This window comes from Oscillospiraceae bacterium (assembly GCA_035380125.1).
Taxonomy (GTDB): domain Bacteria; phylum Bacillota; class Clostridia; order Oscillospirales; family JAKOTC01; genus DAOPZJ01.
Window position 1 is genome coordinate 15,825 of the sequence record DAOSWV010000027.1, and the last position, 24,881, is coordinate 40,705.

A 24,881-nucleotide genomic window follows, 5' to 3' on the forward strand; every position below is an offset into this window, starting at 1 on the left:
TTTTACCTTGCGATTCTCTGATTTTATAGGCGGATTACACGGTACCGGTTACGGTCAGAACGCTGACACCCGGGGTCACGATCCAGTTTCCGACGATGGGATCTTGGGTATACGTTGCGGCAGGTACGGTGATTTGTCCCGCGATCGTGGCAAAATCGCCGCTTAAAGGATCGTACGTGTAATTGGTGAGTTCACTCCACGGTGCGCCGTTGAAGTCGACAGTTAACGCGCTCAGAATCGGGTTAAAGGTATCGGTCAATACGACATTGTCTCCTGCGAGTGCCGCAGTGTTCCCGAAATTCTCGATGATGAAGGTATAGGTGATCTGTCCGTTTTCGGTGACGGTAAGCGGGCAGATTGATTTGCTGATTGCCAGACTGGCACTGTCTTCCGTGTAGATGGTTTCTGTTGCGATGACGTCTGAAGACAGCCCGCCGCCGCTGATGGTTGCCGTGTTTTCGATGCTGTCACCGACGCCCAGCGGGGCATATTGATTGGCTTTAACCTCATAGATGATCGTAGCATTGCCTCCTGCGGGGACGGTAATGTTGCTGATCACAAGCGGCGGACCGGCCACAACACCCGGAGCGGACTGCAAAGTGCCGTTTACATAATACCGGACGGATAAGGGGGTATAGGTCAGCGGGAAAAGCGGAATGAGACCGAACATATATCTGCCGAGATTATCGGTGATGGTAAGTCCGGTGAAAGGAAGCGGACCGGTATTTATAATGCTGATGACATAGGTGACATCATCTTTCGCTACATAGGTGTCCATGACGGCCGTTTTGGTGGCAGAGAGGACTTCGAGCAGCTCTCCGTTAATGGTATTGGAGTCTATGACGGTATCATTATAGGAAAGTGTTGCTTTATTGGTGAAGGGTGGCATGTTTCTTCCTCCAAACGGGATTTGTAGGGAATCCTACAGCACATCATATGAAATTATTACCGATGTTGATAACAATTTTTAAAAGAGCAGCATGTTTTTGCAGTAAAACATCATGCAAAATTGCATTCAAGCAGCGTGCGTATGTGAAAAAAATCTTTGCCTTTGATTTTATGAGTCATTGAGGTTGGAAGCGCGCGATATAAAGCAAAACGCCCACATCAAGTGTGGACGCGTTTGTGTGCGGCGATTCGCCGTTGGTGCGGGTAACAGGGGTTGAACCTGCACGGTTTCCCACCGGAACCTAAATCCGGCGCGTCTGCCAATTCCGCCATACCCGCAACGTGCATATTTTAACATAACTTATTAAAATCCGCAACCGGAAAATCGATTTGAAGCGACTTTCGTTCTCACGAAAAACTCACTTTACATTCCCGGGCAGTTTTGATATAATCAATGAGATAAATAGACCTCTTTCCCCGAAAGATGCGTAAGGAGCAAAAACAATGATGAAAAAGTTTGTTTCCGTTTTAATGGTAATATTATTTGGATTTACTTGCGCTGCGTGTGGCACGACGTCCTCAGAAACGTCGTCCGTCACTTCCGAAACGCCCGAGATGGTCGAGAGTACGCTGAGCGATTTCGACGCTTCGGCTTACGGAACTTATCCGAGCAATCTCAGCATCGGTGGCGGAGCGGTCACGGACGGGAACTGCATCTATTATTCCCGTCTGGACTACTACTCGGTAGACGCGAAAGAATACCGGCTTTGGAAATATGATTTCGCTACTGAAGAACACAGTCAGGTTACCGAATTCAGAACCGATTATTTGAATTATTATAACAGTCGTCTCTTTTATATCAAAAACGCTGATAAATTTGTTTATTCGATGAACACCGACGGGAGCGGTATCACGCAGCTGACGCAGGAGACAGTTAACAAATTGTTGGTTTACGAGGGGAAACTCTATTGCCTGACCGATTCCGAACTTTATACGATTGCATCCGACGGAACCGGAAAATCCGTACTTTATAGCGGAAAATGCACCGGCCTTTATTTTGACGGCGGCACGACCTATATCATCACGGACGAAAATCAAGTTTGTGTGCTCACCGACGGTACGGCAACGCCGATTGAGGGTGTCTTCGCCTATTCGATCGTCGTCAATAACGGTTGGATTTATTATTTGAACGTCAACGATTCATCCCTTGTCTATAAAGTCAGAACCGACGGTACGGATCTGCGCAAACTCTACAGCGGCACAAGTGAAAACCTTCTGATTGCTGACGGTATGCTTTATTTCGTCAGCATTGAAATCGGTTACAACATCATCAGAATCGATTGTAACGGAAACAGCAAGGTATTGGTGAATTATGACCGCGCAAACAGCATCAACGTCATCGGAGATTATATGCTTTATACCGATATGCGGAGCGGCGATCTGCGTTTGATGGAGATCGGTAAAAATTCCGCAAGCGATTTCTTATATATGTAATCAAAGTACAGGCACTGCCTGTCATATAATAGACGGCGACTCGGCTGATTGGCACGGGTCGGTTATCCGAATTGATTGAAAACTAAAAATTATGTCGAATAAAATCGACAGGAAAGCGGGTAGAAGATGCCGGATCTTGAAACCATTAAGCGATTTGATCTGAACAGAGCGCCCAGAAAGCAGCTCCCGTTGCTCATGCCCTTGATCTGGTTGATGAGTTTTCCCGGCTATTGGTCTCATAAAGCCAAAATTATTAAAACGGATATGGAGGGCATCAAACCCCCATACCTGTTGCTGTGCAATCACAATGCCTTTTTGGATTTCAAGATCGCTTCGGTCGCCGTTTTTCCGCACCGGACCAACAATGTGGTTGCCATCGACGGCTTTTTAAAGCGGGAATGGCTGCTGCGTGCGGTCGGCTGCATCGGAAAACGCAAATTCACCAACGACGTATCGTTAATTCGTAACCTGATGAAGGTGATTAAAAATAAGAATATCGCCGTGGTTTATCCGGAAGCACGCTATTCTCTTTGCGGAACCAACGCAATTTTACCGGGTTCTCTGGGGAAACTGGTCAAACTGTTAGGTGTTGACGTCGTGACGTTGATTACCAAAGGGCATCACATCGACTCTCCGTTTTGGCATTTGGGTAGCCGCGGCGTCCAAACCGAAGCGCATATGACCCGATTGATATCCAAAGAGGAACTAGGGAAGCTCACCGCCGAGGAGATCAACGGAAAAATCGAGCGGGCGTTTTTCTACGATGATTTCGCATGGCAGAAGCAAAACGGCGTTCGGATTATAAACGAAGACCGCGCCGAAGGATTACATAAGGTGCTGTATCAATGCCCGCACTGCAAAGCGGAATATCAAATGGACTCAAAAGGCAGCGAACTCATCTGCAAAGCCTGCGGCAAGGTCTGGGAGATGAGCGAGCTGGGCGAATTGAAGGCAAAAGACGGCGAGACCGAATTCACGCACATTCCGGATTGGTATGAGTGGGAACGGGAGCAGGTTCGAGCGGAAATCGAAGAGGGCAGATACTGTTTTTCAGACAAGGTCATTGTACAATCGCTGCCGAATACCAAGGGATATATCGAGCTCGGCCTCGCCGAATTTGTACATAATATGGATGGGTTCACGGTCAAAGGCGAATATGACGGTAAACCGTTTTCGATGGAAAAAAGCCCGCAGTCGCTGTATTCGTGTCATATTGAATATGAATATCTCGGCAAATTCGGCGATTGTGTCGATTTGAATACGCTCAAAGACACTTGGTATTGCTACCCGCAGGGCGACCGGTTCAGCGTCACAAAGATTGCACTCGCAACCGAAGAAATGTATAAATATTACCGGGAAAAAGAAGTTTGTATTCAACCTGCCAAGCGGATTTCAGCGTGTAACGGATAAAAATTGCATAAAATTTCGTAAAAACGGTTGACAACGGCATTTCGTATGAATATAATAGAAAAAACCCGAGCGAATTTTGTGAGGTTTATTATGACAGTTCTGTTTTCGACAATCGTAGTTCTTGTAGGCATTATTGGTCTAATTATTATTAGTCCGATTAAAATTGCATACGAGAATTTAACTGCAAACAGATAACTGACCGAAGGTTAAGCAAAAGGGTCCGCAGTGAGATTCACCGCGGGCCCTATATTTATATCAAGTAAAGGAGAAAACAATATGTCAGCAGTCCTTGTGAATACCGCAGCCATTATCAGCATTATTATTGCCGTAGTCATTGTACTAGGGCTGATTTGCGTAGAGAAAGCGGATTCACCGAAAATAGGAAACTGTAGGACACGATAAAGCAACGTGAAAGCAGGCCTTCGGTGAATCCACACCGGGGGCCTGATTCTTTATAACCCGTTAATCGATTTGATATTTGAACAGAGAGGATGAAGAAAAATGGAGATGAAAGGTGCGAGAATTGTTATTGAGACCTTGATCGAACAAGGTGTCGATACCATATTCGGCTATCCGGGCGGCACGGTTGTCAATCTTTATGAAGAGCTTTACAACTGCAGCGACCGCATCCATCATGTGCTCACAAGCCACGAACAGGGCGCGGCGCATGCCGCCGACGGTTATGCGCGCGTGACCGGAAAAGTCGGGGTCGTGCTTGCGACCTCGGGACCGGGGGCGACCAATCTCGTCACGGGCATCGCAAACGCCTATCTCGACTCATCGCCGATCGTGGCCATCACGGGCAAAGTAGCATTGGCCATGATCGGGCAGGACAGCTTTCAGGACGTGGACATCGCCGGAATGACCATGCCGATCACGAAGCACAATTATCTCGTCGAGCGCATCGAGGATCTGGCCGATACCCTGCGTGAGGCGTTTGTCATCGCCAAATCGGGCCGTCCGGGTCCGGTGCTTGTAGATGTCCCGAAGGATATACAGCTTGCAAAATACGATTTTGAGCCGCAAAGCCCGGTTCCGGCAGCACCCAATAAACCGCCCCGTGAAAAAGAGCTTGAGCAGGCGGTAAAACTGATTGAATCCGCAAAACGCCCCTGCATTTATATGGGCGGCGGCGTGGTTCTCTCGGGTGCGTCAAAGGAACTGTCGGATTTTGCGCAGTACATCGACGCACCGATCAGTTCCAGTATGATGGGGTTATCGGCGATTTCGCGCAGCAATCCGCGCTTCTTGGGCATGATCGGCATGCACGGCAACTATTCCGCCACCAAAGCCATTGCCGAGGCGGATCTGATCGTCGCCGTCGGAACCAGGTTCAGTGACCGAACCACGGGCAGCAAAGACAAGTTCGCAAAAAAAGCAAAAATTCTGCACATTGACATCGATCCCGCAGAGATCGGCAAGAACATCAGCATCAGCGCCAGCGTGACAGGCGATATCAAAGACGTGCTGACCGCTTTAATGCGGCAGATGAATGCGGCGGAACATCCCGATTGGCGAAAGTTGGTGCAGAAATTCAAAAACGACGAAAAGCGCCTGTGCCAATTCCCGACCAACCGTCTGCACCCTTATGCGGTGATCTCGAAACTGCAGGCTTTGGCCGACGACAACACGGCAATCGTAACCGATGTCGGGCAGCACCAGATGTGGACGGCGCAGCGGTATGATTTTGCCAAACCCCGTAATTTTGTTACTTCCGGCGGGCTCGGCGCGATGGGCTTCGGAATGGGTGCCGCGATCGGTTCCTGTTTCGGAAAGCAGAAAAAGAAAACCGTTTTGATCACCGGCGACGGCAGTTTCCACATGAATTTGAACGAGTTGGCAACCGCCGTCACGCATAATCTCCCCATCGTCATCGTGGTCATGAACAACGGTGTTCTGGGAATGGTGCGTCAGTGGCAGACACTCTTTTACGACGGGCATTATTCTCAGACCACCCTCGACAGGAAAACCGATTATGTGAAATTGGCTGAGGCGTTTGGCGCAGCGGGAATGCGGATAAGCAGCCTTGATGAGATGGATGCGGTATTGGAAGCGGCTTATGCCTGTGACGGACCGGTCATCGTGGACTGCATAATCGACACCGATGAGATGGTTTTGCCGATGATCCCGCCGGGCGGTTCGGTCGACAATATTATTCTAAAATAAAAGGAATAAAAAATATTATACGAAAGGAGTTATATTATGAAAAGCGAAAAATTTGTGATTGCGGTATTGGTCTCCAACCATTTCGGCGTTTTGACCCGTGTTTCCGGTCTTTTTGCACGGCGCGGCTTTAACATCGACTCATTGACGGTTGGTGAGACCGAAAACCCCGCCGTCTCCCGTATGACCATCGCCGTCACGGGCGACGAATATGTCCGCGAACAGATGGTCAAACAGCTTGAAAAACTGCACGATGTCAAAAAGATCGCGGTGATGGAACCGGACGATACGGTCACCCGCGAATTGGTTCTGCTTAAAGTCAAATCGGACGACGCCAACAGAGCAGGCATCATCGAAGCTGCCAATGTCTATCGTGCAAAAATTATCGATCTGTCAACCGAATCGATCAGCATCGAGATCACCGGTGAACAGACCAAACTGGACGGATTTATCAAATACATGCGGCAATACGGTGTCCTTGAACTGTGCCGCACCGGCGTCACGGCACTCGGCCGTGGTGATTCCACCTTGACCATCGGCGAATAATCAAAATTAAAATTAAAAATTAAAGGAGAAATGCAACATGGCAACAATTTATTACGAAAAGGATTGTAATTTGAAAGCACTGAACGGGAAAACCGTCGCGGTCATCGGCTACGGCAGCCAGGGACATGCCCACGCGCTCAACCTCCACGACAGCGGCGTCAAAGTCGTCGTCGGCTTGTATGAGGGTTCTACCTCTGCACAGCGCGCCCGTGAAGCGGGTCTCGAAGTCAAGCTGACCGCCGACGCGGTCAAAGCCGCCGACATCATCATGATTCTCGTCAACGACGAAAAACAGGCGGCGCTCTATAAAAAAGACATTGAACCCAACCTGACCGCAGGCAAGACCTTGGCGTTCGCGCACGGTTTCAATATCCACTACGGCCAGATCGTACCCCCCAAGGGCGTCGACGTCATCATGGTTGCGCCGAAAGGCCCCGGACACACCGTCCGCAGCCAGTATGTCGAGGGCAAAGGTGTGCCCGATCTCGTGGCCGTGTATCAGGACGCGAGCGGAAAAGCGCTCGAAACCGCATTGGCTTATGCCGCGGGCATCGGCGGCGCAAGAGCCGGCATTCTGCAGACCACCTTTAAAGAGGAGACCGAGACCGATCTGTTCGGCGAGCAAGCGGTGCTGTGCGGCGGTGTCTCCGCGCTGATGAAAGCGGGCTTTGAGACCTTGGTCGCGGCCGGTTATCAGCCCGAGAGCGCCTATTTTGAGTGCGTTCACGAGATGAAACTGATCATTGATCTGGTGGTGCAGGGCGGTCTTTCGTATATGCGCTACTCCATCAGCGACACCGCAGAATACGGCGATTACAGCGTCGGGAAACGCATTATAACCGACGAGACCAAAAAAGAGATGAAAAAAGTGCTCACCGAAATTCAGGACGGCACCTTCGCGCGTAACTGGATTTTGGAGAATCAAGCCGGCAGACCGTCGTTTAACGCGCTGCGCCGCATGGAGAGCGAACATCAGGTCGAGAGCGTCGGCAAGGAACTCCGCGAAAAGATGTCTTGGCAAAAAGTCCAAAAATAAATTTTTCAGCCATGAAGTTTGTTTCCGGCGCAACAAACTTCTCATAAAAAATATAATTTATACTTTAAAGTCCAAATCAGATACGGATGCCTGACACTGTAGGGAACGGTCTTGACCGTTCCGTTTCCGGTACCCGTTGCATGAAAAGAATATGCATTCATTAAATAAAACCTTTTATGAAAGGAAGCCATGATGAGAAGCGATAACATCAAAAAAGGCGTCGAACGGGCACCGCACCGGAGCTTGCTGAAGGCGATGGGTTATACCGATAATCAGATCAAAAAACCGCTGATCGGTATTGTCAACTCGTTCAACGAGGTCATCCCGGGACATGTCCACCTCAACCAGATCGCCCGCGCGGCAAAAGACGGTGTTCTGGCTGCCGGCGGCACCCCGATGGAGTTCAACGTCATCGGCGTCTGCGACGGGCTTGCGATGGGCCATACGGGCATGAAATACTCATTGGCCTCGCGCGAACTGATCGCGGACAGCGTCGAGAGCATGGCGATGGCGCACAGCTTTGACGGGCTGGTATTCATCCCGAACTGCGACAAGATCGTCCCCGGCATGCTGATGGCTGCGGCGCGGCTGAATCTGCCTTCGATTTTCGTCTCCGGCGGCCCGATGCTCTCACTCGACGGCAAAGACCTGAACAGCGTGTTCGAAGCGGTCGGCGCCTATAAAGCGGGACTGCTCGACGAGCAAAACCTCGGCTGCCTCGAAGAAAGCGCCTGTCCGAGCTGCGGTTCCTGTTCGGGCATGTTCACCGCCAACTCGATGAACTGCCTTACCGAAGCATTAGGCATGGGTCTGCCCGGTAACGGGACGATCCCGGCGGTCTATGCAGCGCGTACCCGGCTTGCGAAAGCGGCGGGCGAGCAGATCATGGAACTGGTCGCAAAAAATATTACGGCGCGGCAAATCATGACAGAAAAAGCGTTTCAAAATGCGCTCACCGTGGATATGGCGCTCGGATGCTCGACCAACTCGGTTTTGCATCTGACTGCCATCGCGCACGAGGCCGGTGTAAAAATCGACCTGCGCCAAATCAATGTCGTCAGCGGAAAAACGCCGAATCTGTGCCACCTTGCTCCCGCAGGTCCGCACCATATGCAGGACCTGAACGCGGCGGGCGGTGTGCGCGCGGTGATGGCGGAACTGGCTTCCGCCGGACTGCTGGACACCTCGCTTCCGACTGTGACCGGTAAGACCTTGGGAGAGAATCTTGCCGGAACGAAAGCGGACGGAACTGTGATCAAAAGCGTTCAAGAGCCGTATTCCGAGAGCGGCGGGCTTGCGATCCTATTCGGGTCGCTTGCGCCGAACGGCGGCGTGGTCAAACGCAGTGCGGTCGCACCCGAGATGCAGGTTCACAAAGGCCCTGCGCGGGTGTTTGACAGCGAAGACGAAGCCATCACGGCGATATACAACGGAAAAATCAAACCGGGCGACGTAGTGGTCATCCGCTACGAAGGACCGTCCGGCGGCCCGGGGATGCGGGAGATGCTGTCCCCGACCTCGGCCATCGCGGGCATGGGACTCGATAAAGAAGTCGCACTGATCACCGACGGGCGTTTTTCGGGCGCAACAAGAGGTGCAGCCATCGGGCATGTTTCACCGGAAGCCGCTGCGGGCGGACCGATTGCCTATGTTTGCGAAGGTGATATAATAGCGATAGACATCCCGCAACAGACGCTGACGCTGGAGATCTCGGAGGACGAATTCGCCAAACGCAAACAGACCATGAAGCTCAAAGAACCCGCAGAAATCGGCGGCTATCTCAAACGCTACAGGCGCATGGTGGCCTCGGCTGATAAAGGCGCGGTGGTCGAATGAGCGAAACCGAACCACAGGAAATTCAGTTCCGTCATTGCGATGGAGTCAGCGCGGGTTTCCCGCGCTGGACGAAGCAATCCGGAAACCCAGGCAATCTGGATTGCCGCGGGGCAAAGCCCCTCGCAAAGACGATTGAAACAGATCAATTTTTAGACACTACATTGTACTGCAAAAAATATAACGGAAATGGAGTGGTCACAAATTTGAAAAATAAATTCTTCAAATCCAGGAGTTTTCTCCTTTTGCGCCAACAGCAGGGCGCAAATTTGGCTTCGCCAAACCGGATAAAACATCCCAAAATCTACGAAAGGGGGCCATTGATATGAGAAAAATCACAATATTTGACACCACACTGCGTGACGGCGAACAGTCGCCCGGCTGCAGCATGAATCTCGAAGAAAAATTGGAGGTGGCCCGCCAGCTAGAGCGGTTGAAGGTCGATATCATCGAGGCGGGATTTGCAATCTCTTCGCCCGGCGATTTCGAGTCGGTGAAGCGCGTGGCAGAAACGGTGAAGGACTGTCAAGTCGCATCGCTTTCCAGGGCTTTGACCAAAGATATCGACGCGGCATGGGGCGCGGTCAAAGGCGCGGTTTCGCCTTTGATTCACACGTTTATTTCCACTTCGCCGGTGCATATGCAGTATAAATTGCGCATGGAACCGGAAAAGGTACTGGAGCAAGCCGTCGCGATGGTCAAATACGCGAAGAATTATTGTGCCGATGTCGAATTCTCGGCGGAGGACGCCATGCGCAGCGAACCCGCATTCTTGGCGAAGGTGGTTTCCGCCGTTGTCAAAGCGGGTGCGACTGTGGTTAATATCCCCGATACAGTCGGCTTTACGACTCCCGAGGAGATGGCCGCGATGATCCGCTATCTGCTTGACCATGCACCGGGCGCGGAAAAAATCCGTCTGTCAACCCACTGCCACAACGACCTCGGCATGGCGGTCGCCAATTCACTGGCCGCTGTCGGCGCGGGCGCCGCACAAATCGAATGTACGGTCAACGGACTCGGCGAACGCGCGGGAAACACGGCGCTTGAAGAAGTCGTCATGGCGCTGCGTACCAGGGGTCAGACCATGAACTGCGAATGCGGTATCGACACGACCCAGATTTACCGTACCAGCCGTCTGATCTACAACATCATCGGGCAGACCGCGCCGATCAACAAAGCCATCGTCGGTGCAAACGCATTCGCGCATGAGTCGGGCATCCACCAACACGGCGTATTGGCCGAGCGGACGACCTATGAGATCATGACACCCGAATCCATCGGTCTGCCGAAGAACAAAATGGTGCTCGGTAAGCATTCGGGTAAACACGGGCTGGAAGTCCGCCTGTCCGAACTGGGTTACCGGTTTGATAAAGACGAGTTGGAGAGCTATTTCCAGACCTTTAAAGAGCTCTGTGACAAGAAAAAAGAGATCACCGACCTCGATCTTGAGGCGATTGTGACCAGTGGTTTATCGCAACACGCGGGAGCATATCAGCTCGAACGCTACGACGTGCACTCCTGCAACTACGCCACCGCAAACTGCGTGGTACAGCTGCAATATAACGGCGAGAGCGTCGAGGAAGTCGCGCTCGGCAACGGTCCGATTGACGCGGCTTACAACGCCATCAATAAAATCGTCAAACGCGACGATTATTCGCTGGTCAACTATGAAATCCACTCGGTCACCGACGGCCGCGACGCACTCGGTGAAGTTGTCGTCAAATTGAAATACGGCGATCGAACCGTGACGGGCAGGGGACTTTCGACCGACATTCTCGAATCGAGCTTACTGGCCTATATCAACGGCGTCAATAAAATTTTAGAATTGGGGTGAGCGCTTGAGAAGCGTTGAGATTTTCGATTCCACGCTGCGCGACGGCGCACAGGGCGAGGGCATCTCGTTTTCGGTGCAGGACAAATTAAATATCGTCAAAGCGCTCGACGATTTCGGCGTTGACTACATCGAAGCGGGCAATCCGTTCTCGAACCCGAAAGATGCGGCGTTTTTCGAGCGGGTACAGGGTCTGCGACTAAAAAACGCAAAGCTCTGCGCCTTCGGAAGCACCTGCCGCAAAGGCGTTGCGCCGAAAGACGATGATAACGTCGGGGCTTTATTGAAAGCCAACACCAAGACCATCACCATTTTCGGCAAAGCATGGGATCTGCATGTCACCGAGATTTTGCGTGCGACATTGGAAGAAAATCTGACCATCGTCGAAAACACAGTGCGGTTTTTAAAAGAAAACGGCCGCGAGGTGATTTTTGACGCCGAACACTTTTTCGACGGATACGCTGCAAACCCCGGTTATGCGCTCAAAGTGCTGGAAGCGGCAAAGCACGGAGGGGCAGATGCCCTATGTCTCTGCGACACCAACGGCGGCACCGCTCCGCTTGCCCTCTACGACGCCGTAAAGCGCGTCTGCGGGGTTTTTTCGGATATGCGCGTCGGAATTCACTGTCATAACGATTCGGGCTGTGCGGTCGCAAATTCGCTGCTGTCGGTCGAAGCGGGTGCCGTGCAGGTTCAGGGGACTTTTATCGGGTTCGGTGAACGCTGCGGCAACGCCGACCTCTCCGCCGTGATCGCCAATTTAAAATTAAAACGCGGCTATGAGATGCCGAACATCAAAATCGAAACATTGAGCGAGACCGCGATTCATGTCGCGGAGATCGCCAACCTGAACATCTCCGGCGACAGGCCGTTTATCGGGAAAAGCGCATTCGCGCACAAGGGCGGCATGCACATCGACGGCGTCAGCAAACTCTCCAAATCGTTTGAGCATATCGACCCGGCGTCGGTCGGCAATCAAAGGCGGTTTCTGACTTCTGAGGTATCGGGGAGAACGACGGTTCTGGAAAAAGCAGCAGTCATCGCGCCCGAACTCAAAAAGAACTCACCCGAGACGGCGCAGATCGTCGAAAAGCTCAAAGAACTCGAAAACGACGGCTATCAGTTTGAGGCCGCGGACGCAAGTTTCGAACTCTTAATTTTAAAACTGCTCGGGCGGTATCAGCCGTATTTTTCGCTGATTCAATACAAGACCACGGGTGAATATCCCGTGCCGGACGGTGCGACTACGGCCTATGCGATGATTCAGATCCGCGTGGACGGCAAGACCGAGACCGCGGCTTCGACCGGAAACGGACCGGTCAACGCGCTCGACTCGGCGCTGCGCAAGGCGTTGTCGGTGTTTTATCCGCAGCTTGCAGAAGTCCATCTGACCGACTATAAGGTACGCGTGCTCGGCGATCGGGACGCCACGGCGGCAAAGGTGCGTGTTCTGATCGAATCGTCGGACGGCGAGCGTGTTTGGACGACGGTCGGCGTCGCAACCGACATCATCGAGGCCAGCTGGATCGCATTGGTCGATTCGCTCGAATATAAATTAATCAACGGGTAAAAAGGAAGTGAGATAATGCCAATGACACTCTCTCAAAAAATTCTCGCCGCGCACTGCGGCATGGACAAGGTAGAGGCCGGGCAATTAATTTTGGCCGATGTCGACCTCGTGCTCGGCAACGACATCACCGCGCCGGTGGCCATCAACGAATTTTCAAAACTCAATAAAAACTGCGTGTTCGACTGCGACAAAGTGGCGCTGGTCATGGATCATTTTGCGCCGAACAAAGATATTAAAGCGGCCGAACAGTGCAAATATGTGCGCGAATTCGCGGGCAAAATGAACGTGAAAAACTATTTCGACGTCGGTGAGATGGGCGTGGAGCATGCGCTTCTGCCCGAAAAAGGCCTTGTCGTCGCGGGTGATCTCGTGGTCGGCGCCGATTCGCACACCTGCACCTACGGGGCGCTCAGTGCGTTTTCGACCGGCGTCGGCTCGACCGATATGGCCTGTGCGATGGCGACCGGTAAGCTCTGGTTTAAAGTACCCTCGGCGCTCAAATTCGTACTCAAAAATAAACCCGCTAAATGGGTTTCGGGAAAAGATATTATCCTGCACATCATCGGTAAAATCGGCGTGGACGGCGCATTGTATAAGTCCATGGAATTCACCGGAGACGGCGTTTCGCAACTCTCGGTCTATAGCCGCTTGACCATGGCGAATATGGCCATCGAGGCCGGAGGCAAAAACGGCATTTTCGAAGCCGATGACAAGACGCTTGCTTATATCAAAGAACACAGCAACCGCAAACCCGTGATTTATAAAGCCGATCCCGACGCCGCATACGACGCGGTTTATGAGATTGATTTGTCCAAACTTCGTCCGACCGTGGCATTCCCGCATCTGCCGGAGAATACGCGTACCATTGACGATGTCGGAGAAGTGAAAATCGACCAGACCGTGATCGGTTCCTGTACCAACGGACAGCTCGAAGATTTGGCAGTCGCCGCAGAGATTTTAAAAGGTAAAAAAATCGCGAAAGGCGTGCGCTGTATCGTGATTCCGGCCACGCAGCGGATTTGGCTTGAGGCCATGGAAAAGGGCTATTTAAAGACATTTATCGATGCGGGCTGTGCGGTTTCGACTCCGACCTGCGGACCTTGTCTGGGCGGTCATATGGGCATTCTGGCCAAAGGCGAGCGCGCCGTTGCCACCACCAACCGCAACTTTGTCGGGCGCATGGGTCATCCCGAGTCGGAGGTCTATCTGGCCAGTCCGGCCGTCGCCGCCGCAAGTGCGATTTTAGGCAAATTAGCTTCGCCGGAAGCAGTTGAATAGGGGGAATACATTATGAAAGCACACGGAACAGTTATCAAATACGGCAATAACGTCGACACCGACGTCATCATTCCAGCGCGCTACCTTAATTCCTCCGACCCCAAGGAACTCGCTTCCCACTGCATGGAGGATATCGACGCAACCTTTGTCAAACGCGTCAAAGCGGGCGATATCATCGTCGGCGGGCGTAATTTCGGCTGCGGTTCTTCACGTGAACATGCGCCGTTGGCCATCAAGACCTCGGGCATCGCTTGTGTGGTCGCCGAGTCATTCGCGCGTATTTTTTACCGCAACGCCATCAACATCGGCCTGCCGATCATCGAGTGTCCGGAAGCCTCTAAAGCCATCGCTGAGGGCGACGAGGTTGAAATCGATTTTGATAGTGGAAAGATCATCGACTTTACAGCCAAAAAGACCTATACCGCACAGCCCTTCCCGCAGTTCATCCAGTCGATCATTGAGGCGGGCGGACTGATCAACGCGATCGGGAAAAATTTGATTGGGAGTAGGGAACGGTCTTGACCGTTCCGTGCGGCTTAAATATTCCGACGTCGTAATATGTGTATAACAAGATTATCGTTTTTGATGTCTGTGAGCGGAACGGTCAAGACCGTTCCCTACATACATGGAAAGGAACAACACTATGAACTACAACATCGCGCTCATCAAAGGCGACGGCATCGGTCCGGAAATCGTCGACTGCGCCACCAAGGTATTGGACGCGGTCGGCGTCAAATACGGCCATCAATTCAACTATACCGATCAACCCGCAGGCGGAAATGCCATCGACAAATTCGGCATCCCGCTACCTGAGGATACTGTCAAGGGCTGCCTTGCTTCCGACAGCGTTTTGCTCGGTGCGGTCGGCGGCCCGAAATGGGACACTTTGCCCGGTCATCTGCGGCCCGAGCGCGCGCTGCTCGGCATCCGTGCGGCCATGGGCTTATACGCCAACATCCGCCCGGCCAAATTGTTTGAATCGCTCAAAGCCGCAAGCCCTCTGCGTGCGGACATCGTGGAAAAGGGCTTTGATCTTGTTTTCGTGCGCGAACTCACCGGCGGCATGTATTTCGGTCAAAGCGGAAGGCGCGACGGCAAATACGGCCCCGAGGCCTTTGACACCGAATGTTACGGTGTCGGCGAAATCGAACGCATCGGGCGCGTGGCGTTTGAATTGGCTGCAAAGCGCGGCAAAAAACTGCACAGTGTCGATAAGGCCAACGTGCTGGAGAGTTCCCAGCTTTGGCGTGAGACCATGCACAAGCTCGCCGCAGATCATCCGGACATCGAATATGCGGATATGCTCGTAGACAATACGGCTATGCAGCTTGCCCGAAATCCGGGGCAGTTTGACGTCATCGTCACCTCGAACATGTTCGGTGATATTCTCTCGGACGAGGCCTCGGTGCTGACCGGTTCCATCGGTCTGCTGCCGTCGGCTTCTTTCGGCGACGGCACACGCGGGCTTTACGAGCCGATTCACGGCTCCGCGCCCGACATCGCCGGAACGGGAAAAGCCAACCCGATTGCGACGATTCTCTCGGCAGCCATGATGCTGCGTTATTCGTTTAATCTGCAAAAAGAAGCCGACGCAGTCGAAAACGCGGTTTCACAGGTTCTCGCTGCCGGTTACCGTACGGCGGACATCGTCGGTTCGTCCGAAGTTGTTCCCTTAAACACCATCCAAATGACTGAAAAGATCATTACATTACTATAAACAGGAATTATGAATGTAGGGGCGGATATCATCCGCCCGAACCACCACATTGACAAATGTGAAGGATTGATTTTCACTCATTGCGGATAATTTCGATTTGTTATATTCGGCGGGCGGATAATATCCGCCCCTACAACACACAAAGCACCGACCCGTAAAGTGTTTATGCTTTACGGGTCGCTTGCTGCCGTTTTTACGAAATAATTTTATAAATCAACGGAATCGGTGCAGGGGGTGTGTCGCCGTATTGAAACGCCGATAAAAACATGGCCTTTGCAGATTCGAATTTGGCCTCATCGCTTGTATACATCACCGCAATCGTTTCGCCTTTTTGCACTTTGTCACCGGTCTTTTTCAGCATTGTAATACCCGCAGTGGGGTCGATTTTGTCCTCGAGTACCGCCCGTCCCGCACCCAACAACATCGCCGCTTCGCCGATCAGTTTGGTATCGGTCTTGCGGATATATCCGTCCTTCTCAGCGGTCACGGTCTGCTGAAATTTCGCTTTCGGCATCTTGTCCGGATCTGAAATCCAACTCGAATCACCGCCTTGAAGCCGAATGGTATCGGCCAGCTTCTGTAAAGCCGAACCGCTTTCTATCGATTTGTGAATGGCCTTGTCGGCTTCGGAATCGGTATAACCGGCGTGCAGCAGCATCTGTTTGACGAGCGTATGGCAGACTTCGCGCAGATCGGAATCACCGCCGCCTTTCAGCACTTCAACCGCTTCGGCAACTTCCAAAAGATTGCCGACATTATGCCCTAACGGCGTGTCCATATCGGTGATAACTGCGCTGACTTTTTTGCCTGCGGAGGTACCGATTCCGACCATCAGCTTTGCCAATTCCACGGCCTTTTTGCGGGTCGCCATAAAAGAGCCGCTGCCGTATTTGACGTCGAGGATGATAATGTCCGCGCCGCCCGCAAGCTTTTTACTCATAATGCTTGAGGCGATCAACGGCATGCAGTCGACCGTTCCAGTCACGTCGCGCAAAGCATATAAATGTTTATCGGCGGGAACTAACCCTTTGGACTGCCCGATCACGCACATGCCGTTTTGGTTGACGATTTCGGTAAATCGGTCGGGCGAAATCGTCGTTGTAAGCCCTTTGATAGATTCCAGTTTATCGATTGTGCCGCCGGTATGCCCAAGCCCGCGTCCCGACATCTTAGCGATTTTTAATCCGCAGCTTGCCGCAATCGGCGCGACGATCAGCGTGGTTTTATCGCCGACGCCGCCGGTGCTGTGTTTGTCGACCTTGATTCCTTTGATCGAGGAGAGATCGGCGACCGCACCCGAATCGCGCATCGCCAAAGTAAACTGCGCCGTCTCTTCATCGGTCATGCCGTTGAACCAGACAGCCATCAGCCACGCCGCAAGCTGATAATCGGGAATCGACCCGTCGCCCGCGCCGTTTGCGACGAACGAAAGTTCCGCTTTGGTCAGCCGCTTGCCGTATTTTTTCTTTTCGATAATATCGATCATTCTCATAAAAATATCTCCCTTTTTAGCGCAAAAGCGTATTATAATTCTATTCGCTCTGCCCGAAAATGATAGCACACTCCTCCGTAAAACGCAAATATTTCACAAAACCCGTTGACAAATCGGAAAAGCTCGGTTATAATACGTCGTGTTTGACGCACCGAACGGTGTAGGCAGACCGGTGTAGGGGTCTGTGGGCGGTGCTTCTTTTATTCGTTTGGCTGACGAAACAGTTTGTTTCGTCTTATATATTTATGGTTTGACGCGTTTTTTTGATTCGGTAGTTCAATCTCTATAATCATATCGACTGCCTGCGGTCTTTTTAACCGTCTTATTGAGGTACAAATTGAAAAATAAGGATATAAAGAAGAGGGGCAATTTTGCCTTTATTATGAAAATTATGCGGGGGAACTGGCGCTTTTTCTGGGTCTGTGTGGTCACGATGGCGTTGAGTGTCTGCCTGTCATATATTTCTCCGAAAATCGTCGGTGTTACGATCGACTCGGTCATCGGACAGATGGATTTCAACCTGCCGCAAAAGTTAGCGGATTATGTCGCGCAACTCGGCGGGCGGGACTTTCTGCTGACGCACCTGTTTATCTGCGGTCTGTTGGTATTTGCAGTCGCGGTGTTTTCCGCCGTGTTCAATTATTTCCGCAACTATTCGGGCGCACAGCTGGCGCAGCATCTGTCTTACAAACTGCGCAAAATGCTGTTCGACCATATCCAGCGGCTGCCGTTCTCGTGGCATAAATCGATTCAGACCGGCGACATCATGCAGCGCTGTTCTTCGGACGTAGACACGGTCTGCAACTTCGTGTCGGGCCAGTTTACCGACGTCGTCCGGATCATCTTCATGCTGGTCATCGCCTATACATTGATGTTCTCGATCAATACCAAACTGGCGTTGGCCTGTCTGGTGTTCGTTCCGATCGTCATCGGCTATTCCGGCGGTTTCTACGGCAAAATCGCTAAACGGTTTCAGTTGGCTGACGAGGCCGAGGGCCGCATGCACGCCATTGCACAGGAGAACTTCACCGGCGTGCGGGTCGTGCGGGCGTTCGGACGCGAACGGCAGGAACTCGACCGTTTCAAAGCCGGCAACGCGGAATTTGCGGACCTTTGGATCAAAACCGGTGAACTCTTGGGTTGGTACTGGAGCATCGGCGACTTGATCAGCGCCTCTCAGACGGCAATGCTGTTGATTTACGGCACTTTACTGACGGTTCACGGCGAGATGAGCCCCGGTGAAATCATCGTCTTCGCGATGTACGGCGGTATGCTGGCATGGCCGATGCGCCGTCTCGGCAGAACGCTGGGTGAGATGAGCAAAGCCGGTGTTTCCATCGGCCGTATCAGCGAGATTTTGTCGGTCAAAGCCGAACAGGACAACGATACCGATCTGTTCCCCGAAATCAAAGGCGACATCAAATATGAGCATGTCTCTTTCGGATTTGAAAACGCCGAAGTTTTGCGCGATGTCTCGTTCGAGCTCAAAGCCGGGCAGACGCTGGCGATTTTGGGCGGAACAGGCAGCGGGAAATCGACGCTGCTGCACCTGCTGAACCGCCTGTATGACCTCGACGAGGAAAAAGGGCAGGGCAAGATCACCATAGACGGCACCGAAATCAACAAGATCAACCGCAGGCACCTGCGCCGCAATATCGCCATGGTGTTGCAGGAACCGTTCTTGTTTTCGGATACCATCGATAATAACTTAAAATTAGCCGCACCGGATACAACACGTGACATGATTGAGTCAGCGACCTGCACGGCGGAGATTCATTCTTCGATCCTCGAATTTCCGGAGGGTTACGAAACCCTGATCGGCGAAAAAGGCGTCACGCTCTCGGGCGGACAACGGCAGCGCGTGGCCATCGCAAGAGCACTCGTCGAGGATGCACCGGTGTTGGTGTTCGATGATTCGCTCTCGGCGGTAGACGTCGAGACCGACAGCAAAATCCGTTCCGCACTCAAACGCCGCACCAAGGACACGACGACCATCATCATCTCGCACCGCATCTCGACATTGATGGACGCCGATCAGATCATGGTGCTTTCGGAAGGCAAGATTTCAGAGATGGGCACGCATACGGAATTGCTCAAATTAAACGGTATTTACAGCTCCATCTTCAACATCCAGAGCATGTTTGAGGAGGAGATGGAAACGGAGGTGGGCGCAAATGGCGTCTGAAATCAACCAGAATAATTTCGACGAATACGCCCTCAGCAATAAATTCGAATTCAAAGAATGGAAACGCATGCTTGTTTTCCTCGGCAATCACAAGCGTTACCTGATTCCGCTGCTGATCTGCACCATGATCACAGCTTGTGTTGACGCGTTGATCCCGTATTTTTCACGGTATGCGTTCAATAACTTCGTCGGCGGAAACACCACGCAGGGTATCCAGTGGTTCATTCTGCTGTATGCAATCGCAATCTTGATTCAGGTTACGGGTACAATCATTTTCATCCGCAACTCGATGAACCTGGATCTGCGGGTCGGTAAGGATCTGCGTAATGCCTGCTTTGAAAAACTGCAGCGCCAGTCGCTTTCTTACTTCAATGTCACACCGGTCGGCTATCTGCTGTCGCGTGTACTCAATGACACGTTCAGTCTGGGCGGTATGCTCGCTTGGGGCCTTGCGGACACGGTCTGGACGGTTTCCTATTTGATCTTCTGTTCGGTATCCATGTTCATTCTGAACTGGAAATTGGCGCTGTTGGTCATGGTGGTGTTGGTGGGCGCACTGGTCATCTGCCAGCTGATGGAGAAAAACATCCTCAGGCTGAACCGGGAGGTACGCAGAACCAACGCAAAACTGACTGCCTCGTTCAACGAGGACATCACCGGTGCAAAGACCATCAAGACACTTGCCGTCGAGGACAGTGTCTGCCATTCGTTTGATAAGATCAACGTTGAAATGCGCACCAAATCGCTGCGGGCAAGACGCCTGCGTTCGGTCTTCCAGCCGATCATACTGGTGCTTGGCACCATGATTCTGGCAGTGGTTATCTCGTCGGGCAGCGGTTTTGCCGGTGATCCCGAGGGTCTCGGCACGCTGGCGGTGTTCATCGCCTATGCGCTTTCGATCATTGATCCGATCTCGAACATCACCGACTTCGCGGTCGACCTGATTGCGTTGCAAGTCAATGTCGAGCGCATCAACCGCCTGATCGACGCCGAGCCGTTGGTTAAGGACAGACCGGAGATCGTGGAGAAATACGGCGACATCTTCGAGCCGAAACGCGAGAACTGGGAGCCGATCAAGGGCGATATCGAGTTTGACGATGTCACTTTCCGGTACCCGGACGGCAACGTTGATGTGTTGTCGCACTTCAATCTCAAGATCAAGTCCGGCAGCTGCATCGCCATCGTCGGCGAGACCGGCGTGGGTAAATCGACTCTCGTCAATTTGGCCTGTCGGTTCTTTGAGCCGACCGAGGGTCAAGTACTCATCGACGGTGTGGATTACCGCGAACGCTCGATCAACTGGCTGCATTCGTCCATCGGCTATGTGCTGCAGCAGCCGCATCTGTTCTCGGGTACGATCAAGGAAAACATCCGTTACGGCAACCCCGACGCCACCGATGAGGAAATCATCGAAGCCGCCAAGGTCGCCTGTGCGCATGAGTTTATTTCAAAACTCAAGGACGGTTACGATTCCAACGTCGGTGAGGGCGGCGATTTGCTCTCGACCGGACAGAAACAATTGATTTCGATCGCCCGTGCGGTTGTCGTGAATCCGAGGATATTTGTGCTCGACGAAGCGACTTCCTCGGTCGACACCGAGACCGAGCAGCTGATCTCAAAGGTGATCTCAACCGTACTCGAAAACCGAACATCCTTCATCATCGCGCATCGGTTGTCCACAATAAAACATGCCGATTTGATTTTGATGGTTGACGACGGCAAAATCATCGAGCAGGGTACGCATCGCCAGCTGCTTCGTAAAAAGGGCCGTTATTACGCGCTCTACAGCCGCCAGTTCGAAAACGAAGAGCAGGGCAAAATCTTCGCCCGGACTTAATAAAAACAGGTATAACGATATTAAAAAACGACAGACATTTTGGATTTAAACCGATTCGCAAAGGTCTGTCGGACGATAAAAAGTTCGCCGAAAGCTGATAATGCAAAAATCTGGTATCACGCAGTATCGGAGATTACCGGGGCGCGGACTTAGTGGTGCGCGGCATAAAATTCGTCGTAATCCTTCAGCATGGCCTTTAAAAGCTCCGGCGTGTTCAGCCCGTAAGGGCAGCGGCTTTTACATTGGCCGCACTCTAAACAGTCGTCTATCAGATGCATCTTCTTGTAATAATCCTCGGTGATAAGGCGTTGATAAGGCGAGCGGCGTAAAAGCATATTCATCCGAGCCGCGTTGTTAATCTCGATGCCGACAGGACAGGGCATACAGTATCCGCAGCCACGGCAAAAAGATCCGGCAAGCTCCGCGCGGTCGTGGTTTATCACGGCCTGCAGTTCACCGGTCAGCGTTAAGTCCTCGCCGTCTAACCGAACCCACTCGTCCAGTTCCTCTTCGTGTTGAATGCCCCAGATCGGCGCGACGTTCGGATATTGCCGCATAAACGCCGCGCAAGCACGCGCGTTGGTTAGCAGCCCGCCGGAAAGGCCTTTCATCGCGATAAAACCGATGTCCAGTTTTTCGCACTGCCGTACAAGCGCTGTCTCGTCCTCGGTGGCAAGGTAGCTGAAGGGGAACTGCAGCGTCTCAAAATTTCCCGATTCAACGGCCTGCTTCGCAAGGGCAATACGGTGGTTGGTGAGTCCGATATGGCGAATATACCCTTTCTTTTTGGCTTCCAACGCCGCCGCAAACGCACCGTCGGGATCGTTTGGGTCGGGTATCACGTCCGGGTTGTGAAATTGAAAAAGATCAATATAATCGGTTCGCAGGCGCCGAAGACTCAGCTCGATATGCTTTGCAACCGTCTGTTTATCCGAAGCACCGCTTTTGGTTGCGATGACGATATTTTGGCGCCGTCCTCCGGCAAAAGCGTTCCCGATTTTCTCTTCGCTGTCGGTGTAGGCGTTTGCGGTATCAAAAAAGGTGATGCCATAGTCGTAAGCTTTGCGCAAAATCTTAACCGCCTCATCCATCTGCACGCGCTGGAGCGGCAACACACCGAACGCGGTGCGTGTGACGATAAGTCCGGTTCTTCCCAAACGAAATTTTTCCACGAAAATGTCCTCTCTCTCTCCTGTTCTACAAACGGCGGGAGTCCGCCGGCTAATTTTATTATAACGGATTACATGTACAGTTTCAATGCGAAGGAGTGTGAAAAAGCGTAGAAATACGTTATCACCTCTATGAATATAAAAGAGGTAAAAAATCATGGAGAAAATGAACGAATTCTTCGCCGCCCGCGCTGACGGTTATGAAGAACATATGCTCACATACGTCGAGGGCAGCAAAGAGGCCTATATCAAGATGGCGCAGCTGCTGCCGAAGTCCTGCAAAAATATGCTCGACCTCGGCTGCGGCACGGGTCTCGAACTGGACGAGATTTTCAAACTGTTTCCCGATCTTTATGTCACCGGAATCGACCTCACACAGGCGATGCTGGATAAACTACTGCAAAAACACCCCGATAAGCACCTCAATTTGATCTGCGGCAGTTATTTCGATATCGGCCTCGGCAAGTCCGAATATGACTGCGCGGTCTCGTTTCAAACCCTCCACCATTTTTCCCACGATGTTAAAATCGAATTGTATCGCAAGCTCTTTGACGCGCTCAACCCGGACGGCCGCTATATCGAATGCGACTATATGGTTGAAACGCAGGAGGAAGAAGACCGTTACTATGCCGAAAATGCGCGGCTGCGTAAAGAGCAGGGGATTCCTGACGGCATGTTTTGTCATTACGACACGCCTTGCACGGTGAAAAATCAAACGGAAATGCTCCAAACCGCCGGATTTACGCAGGTAAAACAGGTGTTTCGTATGGGCGGCACAACCATTCTTACCGCAATGAAAGCGTAATAAACAGAGGGCGTTATAAATGTCAATCAAAGTACTGTAAAGCTATAAAACTATACAAACATGAAAGGAGGAAATGAAGTATGATCAATCTCTCTTATGCCGCGGTCTGCGTCGGCGTTGTGAATGATGTGCTCCATGCAGGGTCTGTCAAACAGACGGCAAGACCTGTATGGAGTGTGAAAAAGGCGTAAATACAATATAGCGCCTGAAATCTTGCCGTGGTGTTTGCCGGCTCTGCATCCTTAAACCATAAAACGATTAAGGAAGCGGGTCACCAATATGACAAACACAATTAAAATCAAATCCTATCAAAAGGAATTCGCATATTCCTATACTTCCGGCGCATATGCAACCATTGAACTGTTAAAGACGGCCCCGAAACTTCTTGACTGCGTCTATGTCCATTCCCAATACCGGGACATCGACGGCATCACCGCATTATGTAAAGCCAAAGAGGTTCCCTGTATCCGGTCGGATAAGGCGTTTTCGAGTGTTAACCAAAAAGAAAACAGCTATGTCCTCGGCGTGTTTCGCAAATATGTAAACACGCTCTGGGACAACGAACCCCATGTCGTTTTGGTCAACCCGTCGGATATGGGTAATCTGGGCACGATCATCCGCACGATCACAGGTATGAACGTCAAAAACCTCGCGGTGATCGAACCCGCCGCCGACATCTGGCATCCGAAGACCATTCGTGCCTCGATGGGCGCGCTGTTCCACATCCGGCATGCGTCATTTCACAGTTTCGAAGAATATGCAAAAGCATACCCAAAGCACGAGATATTTCCCTTCATGCTGGAAGGGGAATATGCTCCCGAACAGATAACACCCCACAATTTGTTCACACTGGTATTCGGCAATGAGGCGACCGGACTGGACGCGCGGTTTCGGCAAATGGAACACAGTGTCAAAATCCCGCTGACCGATAAAATCGACTCGTTCAATTTGGCCTCTGCGGTCAGCATCGGGACGTATGTATTCGCCCGAAAAAACGGATTAATCTAAAGAATTTGTCATTCTGAGCGAAGCACGTATAACGTGCGTAGTCGAAGAATCTCGGAAAGATAACGGCCTCCGGGTGGCTGCCATATAGTAACGAGATCCTTCGTCTTCGCTCAGGATGACATATTTACTTTTAAAAACTCAACCGGCCCGAACAAAATGTTCGGGCCGGTTGCTTTTGTTGATATATCAAACTTTCGCGAAGGCCTTTTCTTTTGCCGCTTTATTTTCATACAGCCACTTTGCCGAATCAATCAGTGTTTCAGCGGCACCTCGCGGGGAATAGCCGAGTTCGGTTCTGGCTTTTGAGATATCATAATTGCAGTTGGAATTCAGGGTTTTGAGTGCAAAGCGGGAGAAAACCGGCTTTTTCCCGCGTACCCTATAATAAAGCACCCCCAAATCGGAAAAGGTATTCACAAACCAAAGGGGGAGTTTGATTGGAATATTTCGCCCGCAGAGCGGGGATAAAATCTCAAAAAGCTGCGTCACCGTGACGACCTCTCCACCGAGAATATAGGCGCTGCCGGGATTTGAATTTCTTGCAACCTTGACAACCGCCTGTGCGACGTCGCGCACATCGACAAAATTATAGCACCCCTCAATACGGGCCAATGGCTTC

At 51.8% G+C, this 24,881-nt stretch carries 20 protein-coding genes and 1 tRNA gene; 16 read left to right on the forward strand and 5 right to left on the reverse strand.

The genetic code is table 11. From position 1 onward, the window contains the following. Positions 1–34: 34 nt before the first annotated feature. Both PK629_10685 and PK629_10690 read right to left on the reverse strand, forming a co-directional pair. Positions 35–889: a hypothetical protein gene (locus PK629_10685; protein HOP11946.1), complete on the reverse strand. Its 855-nt coding sequence runs from the start codon at positions 887–889 to the stop codon at positions 35–37. A gap of 255 nt (positions 890–1,144) precedes the next feature. Beyond that, a tRNA-Leu gene (locus PK629_10690) sits at positions 1,145–1,227 on the reverse strand. 165 nt (positions 1,228–1,392) lie between these two features. Between PK629_10690 and PK629_10695 the strand changes: the two genes are divergently transcribed. From PK629_10695 to leuB, 12 genes are all read left to right on the forward strand, one after another. Continuing rightward, positions 1,393–2,382 carry a DUF5050 domain-containing protein gene (locus PK629_10695; GenBank protein ID HOP11947.1) on the forward strand — a complete coding sequence of 330 codons (990 nt, stop codon included), beginning with the start codon at positions 1,393–1,395 and terminating at the stop codon, positions 2,380–2,382. A gap of 126 nt (positions 2,383–2,508) precedes the next feature. Then, a complete protein-coding gene (locus PK629_10700; GenBank protein ID HOP11948.1) occupies positions 2,509–3,792 on the forward strand; it encodes a hypothetical protein in 1,284 nt (427 codons plus the stop codon). Positions 3,793–4,293: 501 nt separating this feature from the next. Next, positions 4,294–5,958: a biosynthetic-type acetolactate synthase large subunit gene (gene ilvB, locus PK629_10705; GenBank protein ID HOP11949.1), complete on the forward strand. Its 1,665-nt coding sequence runs from the start codon at positions 4,294–4,296 to the stop codon at positions 5,956–5,958. A gap of 36 nt (positions 5,959–5,994) precedes the next feature. Beyond that, positions 5,995–6,501 (forward strand): acetolactate synthase small subunit, encoded by a 507-nt coding sequence (ilvN, locus tag PK629_10710; protein ID HOP11950.1) that lies wholly within the window; start codon positions 5,995–5,997, stop codon positions 6,499–6,501. 37 nt (positions 6,502–6,538) lie between these two features. After that, positions 6,539–7,537 (forward strand): ketol-acid reductoisomerase, encoded by a 999-nt coding sequence (gene ilvC, locus PK629_10715; protein HOP11951.1) that lies wholly within the window; start codon positions 6,539–6,541, stop codon positions 7,535–7,537. A gap of 192 nt (positions 7,538–7,729) precedes the next feature. Continuing rightward, positions 7,730–9,373 (forward strand): dihydroxy-acid dehydratase, encoded by a 1,644-nt coding sequence (ilvD, locus tag PK629_10720; protein ID HOP11952.1) that lies wholly within the window; start codon positions 7,730–7,732, stop codon positions 9,371–9,373. Next, the gene (locus PK629_10725) at positions 9,370–9,699 is read left to right on the forward strand and encodes a hypothetical protein (GenBank protein HOP11953.1); all 330 of its coding nucleotides are present in this window, start codon (positions 9,370–9,372) and stop codon (positions 9,697–9,699) included. The genes ilvD and PK629_10725 overlap by 4 nt, the downstream gene beginning before the upstream one ends. Beyond that, positions 9,696–11,204 (forward strand): 2-isopropylmalate synthase, encoded by a 1,509-nt coding sequence (locus PK629_10730; protein HOP11954.1) that lies wholly within the window; start codon positions 9,696–9,698, stop codon positions 11,202–11,204. The genes PK629_10725 and PK629_10730 overlap by 4 nt, the downstream gene beginning before the upstream one ends. Before the next feature lie 4 nt (positions 11,205–11,208). Further along, positions 11,209–12,771 carry a citramalate synthase gene (gene cimA, locus PK629_10735; GenBank protein HOP11955.1) on the forward strand — a complete coding sequence of 521 codons (1,563 nt, stop codon included), beginning with the start codon at positions 11,209–11,211 and terminating at the stop codon, positions 12,769–12,771. A 15-nt stretch (positions 12,772–12,786) separates the two neighbouring features. Beyond that, positions 12,787–14,049, forward strand: coding sequence for a 3-isopropylmalate dehydratase large subunit (gene leuC, locus PK629_10740; GenBank protein HOP11956.1), 1,263 nt, complete (start codon positions 12,787–12,789; stop codon positions 14,047–14,049). 12 nt (positions 14,050–14,061) lie between these two features. Then, the gene (leuD, locus tag PK629_10745; GenBank protein HOP11957.1) at positions 14,062–14,571 is read left to right on the forward strand and encodes a 3-isopropylmalate dehydratase small subunit; all 510 of its coding nucleotides are present in this window, start codon (positions 14,062–14,064) and stop codon (positions 14,569–14,571) included. Between the two features lie 121 nt (positions 14,572–14,692). Next, positions 14,693–15,766 carry a 3-isopropylmalate dehydrogenase gene (gene leuB, locus PK629_10750; protein HOP11958.1) on the forward strand — a complete coding sequence of 358 codons (1,074 nt, stop codon included), beginning with the start codon at positions 14,693–14,695 and terminating at the stop codon, positions 15,764–15,766. A 193-nt stretch (positions 15,767–15,959) separates the two neighbouring features. Here leuB and PK629_10755 read toward each other — a convergent pair whose 3' ends face one another. Further along, the gene (locus PK629_10755; GenBank protein HOP11959.1) at positions 15,960–17,258 is read right to left on the reverse strand and encodes a thymidine phosphorylase; all 1,299 of its coding nucleotides are present in this window, start codon (positions 17,256–17,258) and stop codon (positions 15,960–15,962) included. Positions 17,259–17,640: 382 nt separating this feature from the next. Here PK629_10755 and PK629_10760 point away from each other — a divergent pair, with 382 nt between their 5' ends. Together PK629_10760 and PK629_10765 are read left to right on the forward strand one after the other, a co-directional pair. Then, positions 17,641–19,443 carry an ABC transporter ATP-binding protein gene (locus PK629_10760; GenBank protein ID HOP11960.1) on the forward strand — a complete coding sequence of 601 codons (1,803 nt, stop codon included), beginning with the start codon at positions 17,641–17,643 and terminating at the stop codon, positions 19,441–19,443. Continuing rightward, the gene (locus tag PK629_10765) at positions 19,433–21,280 is read left to right on the forward strand and encodes an ABC transporter ATP-binding protein (GenBank protein ID HOP11961.1); all 1,848 of its coding nucleotides are present in this window, start codon (positions 19,433–19,435) and stop codon (positions 21,278–21,280) included. The genes PK629_10760 and PK629_10765 overlap by 11 nt, the downstream gene beginning before the upstream one ends. 149 nt (positions 21,281–21,429) lie before the next feature. On the opposite strand, the gene PK629_10770 is transcribed toward PK629_10765, so the two are convergent. Next, on the reverse strand, positions 21,430–22,452 hold the full coding sequence (locus tag PK629_10770) for an aldo/keto reductase (protein HOP11962.1): 1,023 nt from the start codon (positions 22,450–22,452) through the stop codon (positions 21,430–21,432). A 154-nt stretch (positions 22,453–22,606) separates the two neighbouring features. Here PK629_10770 and PK629_10775 point away from each other — a divergent pair, with 154 nt between their 5' ends. After that, entirely contained in the window at positions 22,607–23,254 is a 648-nt protein-coding gene (locus PK629_10775; protein ID HOP11963.1) for a class I SAM-dependent methyltransferase, read from the forward strand. Between the two features lie 279 nt (positions 23,255–23,533). Continuing rightward, positions 23,534–24,262 (forward strand): TrmH family RNA methyltransferase, encoded by a 729-nt coding sequence (locus tag PK629_10780; GenBank protein ID HOP11964.1) that lies wholly within the window; start codon positions 23,534–23,536, stop codon positions 24,260–24,262. Positions 24,263–24,448: 186 nt separating this feature from the next. Here PK629_10780 and PK629_10785 read toward each other — a convergent pair. Beyond that, the coding region (locus PK629_10785) for a hypothetical protein (protein ID HOP11965.1) at positions 24,449–24,881 on the reverse strand (433 nt) is incomplete at its 5' end.

Coding starts and splice junctions, on each gene's coding strand:
- PK629_10685 (HOP11946.1), bottom strand. CDS start 889: ATGCCACCCTTCACCAATAAAGCAACACTTTCCTATAATGATACCGTC.
- PK629_10695 (HOP11947.1), top strand. CDS start 1,393: ATGATGAAAAAGTTTGTTTCCGTTTTAATGGTAATATTATTTGGATTT.
- PK629_10700 (HOP11948.1), top strand. CDS start 2,509: ATGCCGGATCTTGAAACCATTAAGCGATTTGATCTGAACAGAGCGCCC.
- ilvB (HOP11949.1), top strand. CDS start 4,294: ATGGAGATGAAAGGTGCGAGAATTGTTATTGAGACCTTGATCGAACAA.
- ilvN (HOP11950.1), top strand. CDS start 5,995: ATGAAAAGCGAAAAATTTGTGATTGCGGTATTGGTCTCCAACCATTTC.
- ilvC (HOP11951.1), top strand. CDS start 6,539: ATGGCAACAATTTATTACGAAAAGGATTGTAATTTGAAAGCACTGAAC.
- ilvD (HOP11952.1), top strand. CDS start 7,730: ATGAGAAGCGATAACATCAAAAAAGGCGTCGAACGGGCACCGCACCGG.
- PK629_10725 (HOP11953.1), top strand. CDS start 9,370: ATGAGCGAAACCGAACCACAGGAAATTCAGTTCCGTCATTGCGATGGA.
- PK629_10730 (HOP11954.1), top strand. CDS start 9,696: ATGAGAAAAATCACAATATTTGACACCACACTGCGTGACGGCGAACAG.
- leuC (HOP11956.1), top strand. CDS start 12,787: ATGCCAATGACACTCTCTCAAAAAATTCTCGCCGCGCACTGCGGCATG.
- leuD (HOP11957.1), top strand. CDS start 14,062: ATGAAAGCACACGGAACAGTTATCAAATACGGCAATAACGTCGACACC.
- leuB (HOP11958.1), top strand. CDS start 14,693: ATGAACTACAACATCGCGCTCATCAAAGGCGACGGCATCGGTCCGGAA.
- PK629_10755 (HOP11959.1), bottom strand. CDS start 17,258: ATGAGAATGATCGATATTATCGAAAAGAAAAAATACGGCAAGCGGCTG.
- PK629_10760 (HOP11960.1), top strand. CDS start 17,641: ATGAAAATTATGCGGGGGAACTGGCGCTTTTTCTGGGTCTGTGTGGTC.
- PK629_10765 (HOP11961.1), top strand. CDS start 19,433: ATGGCGTCTGAAATCAACCAGAATAATTTCGACGAATACGCCCTCAGC.
- PK629_10775 (HOP11963.1), top strand. CDS start 22,607: ATGGAGAAAATGAACGAATTCTTCGCCGCCCGCGCTGACGGTTATGAA.
- PK629_10780 (HOP11964.1), top strand. CDS start 23,534: ATGACAAACACAATTAAAATCAAATCCTATCAAAAGGAATTCGCATAT.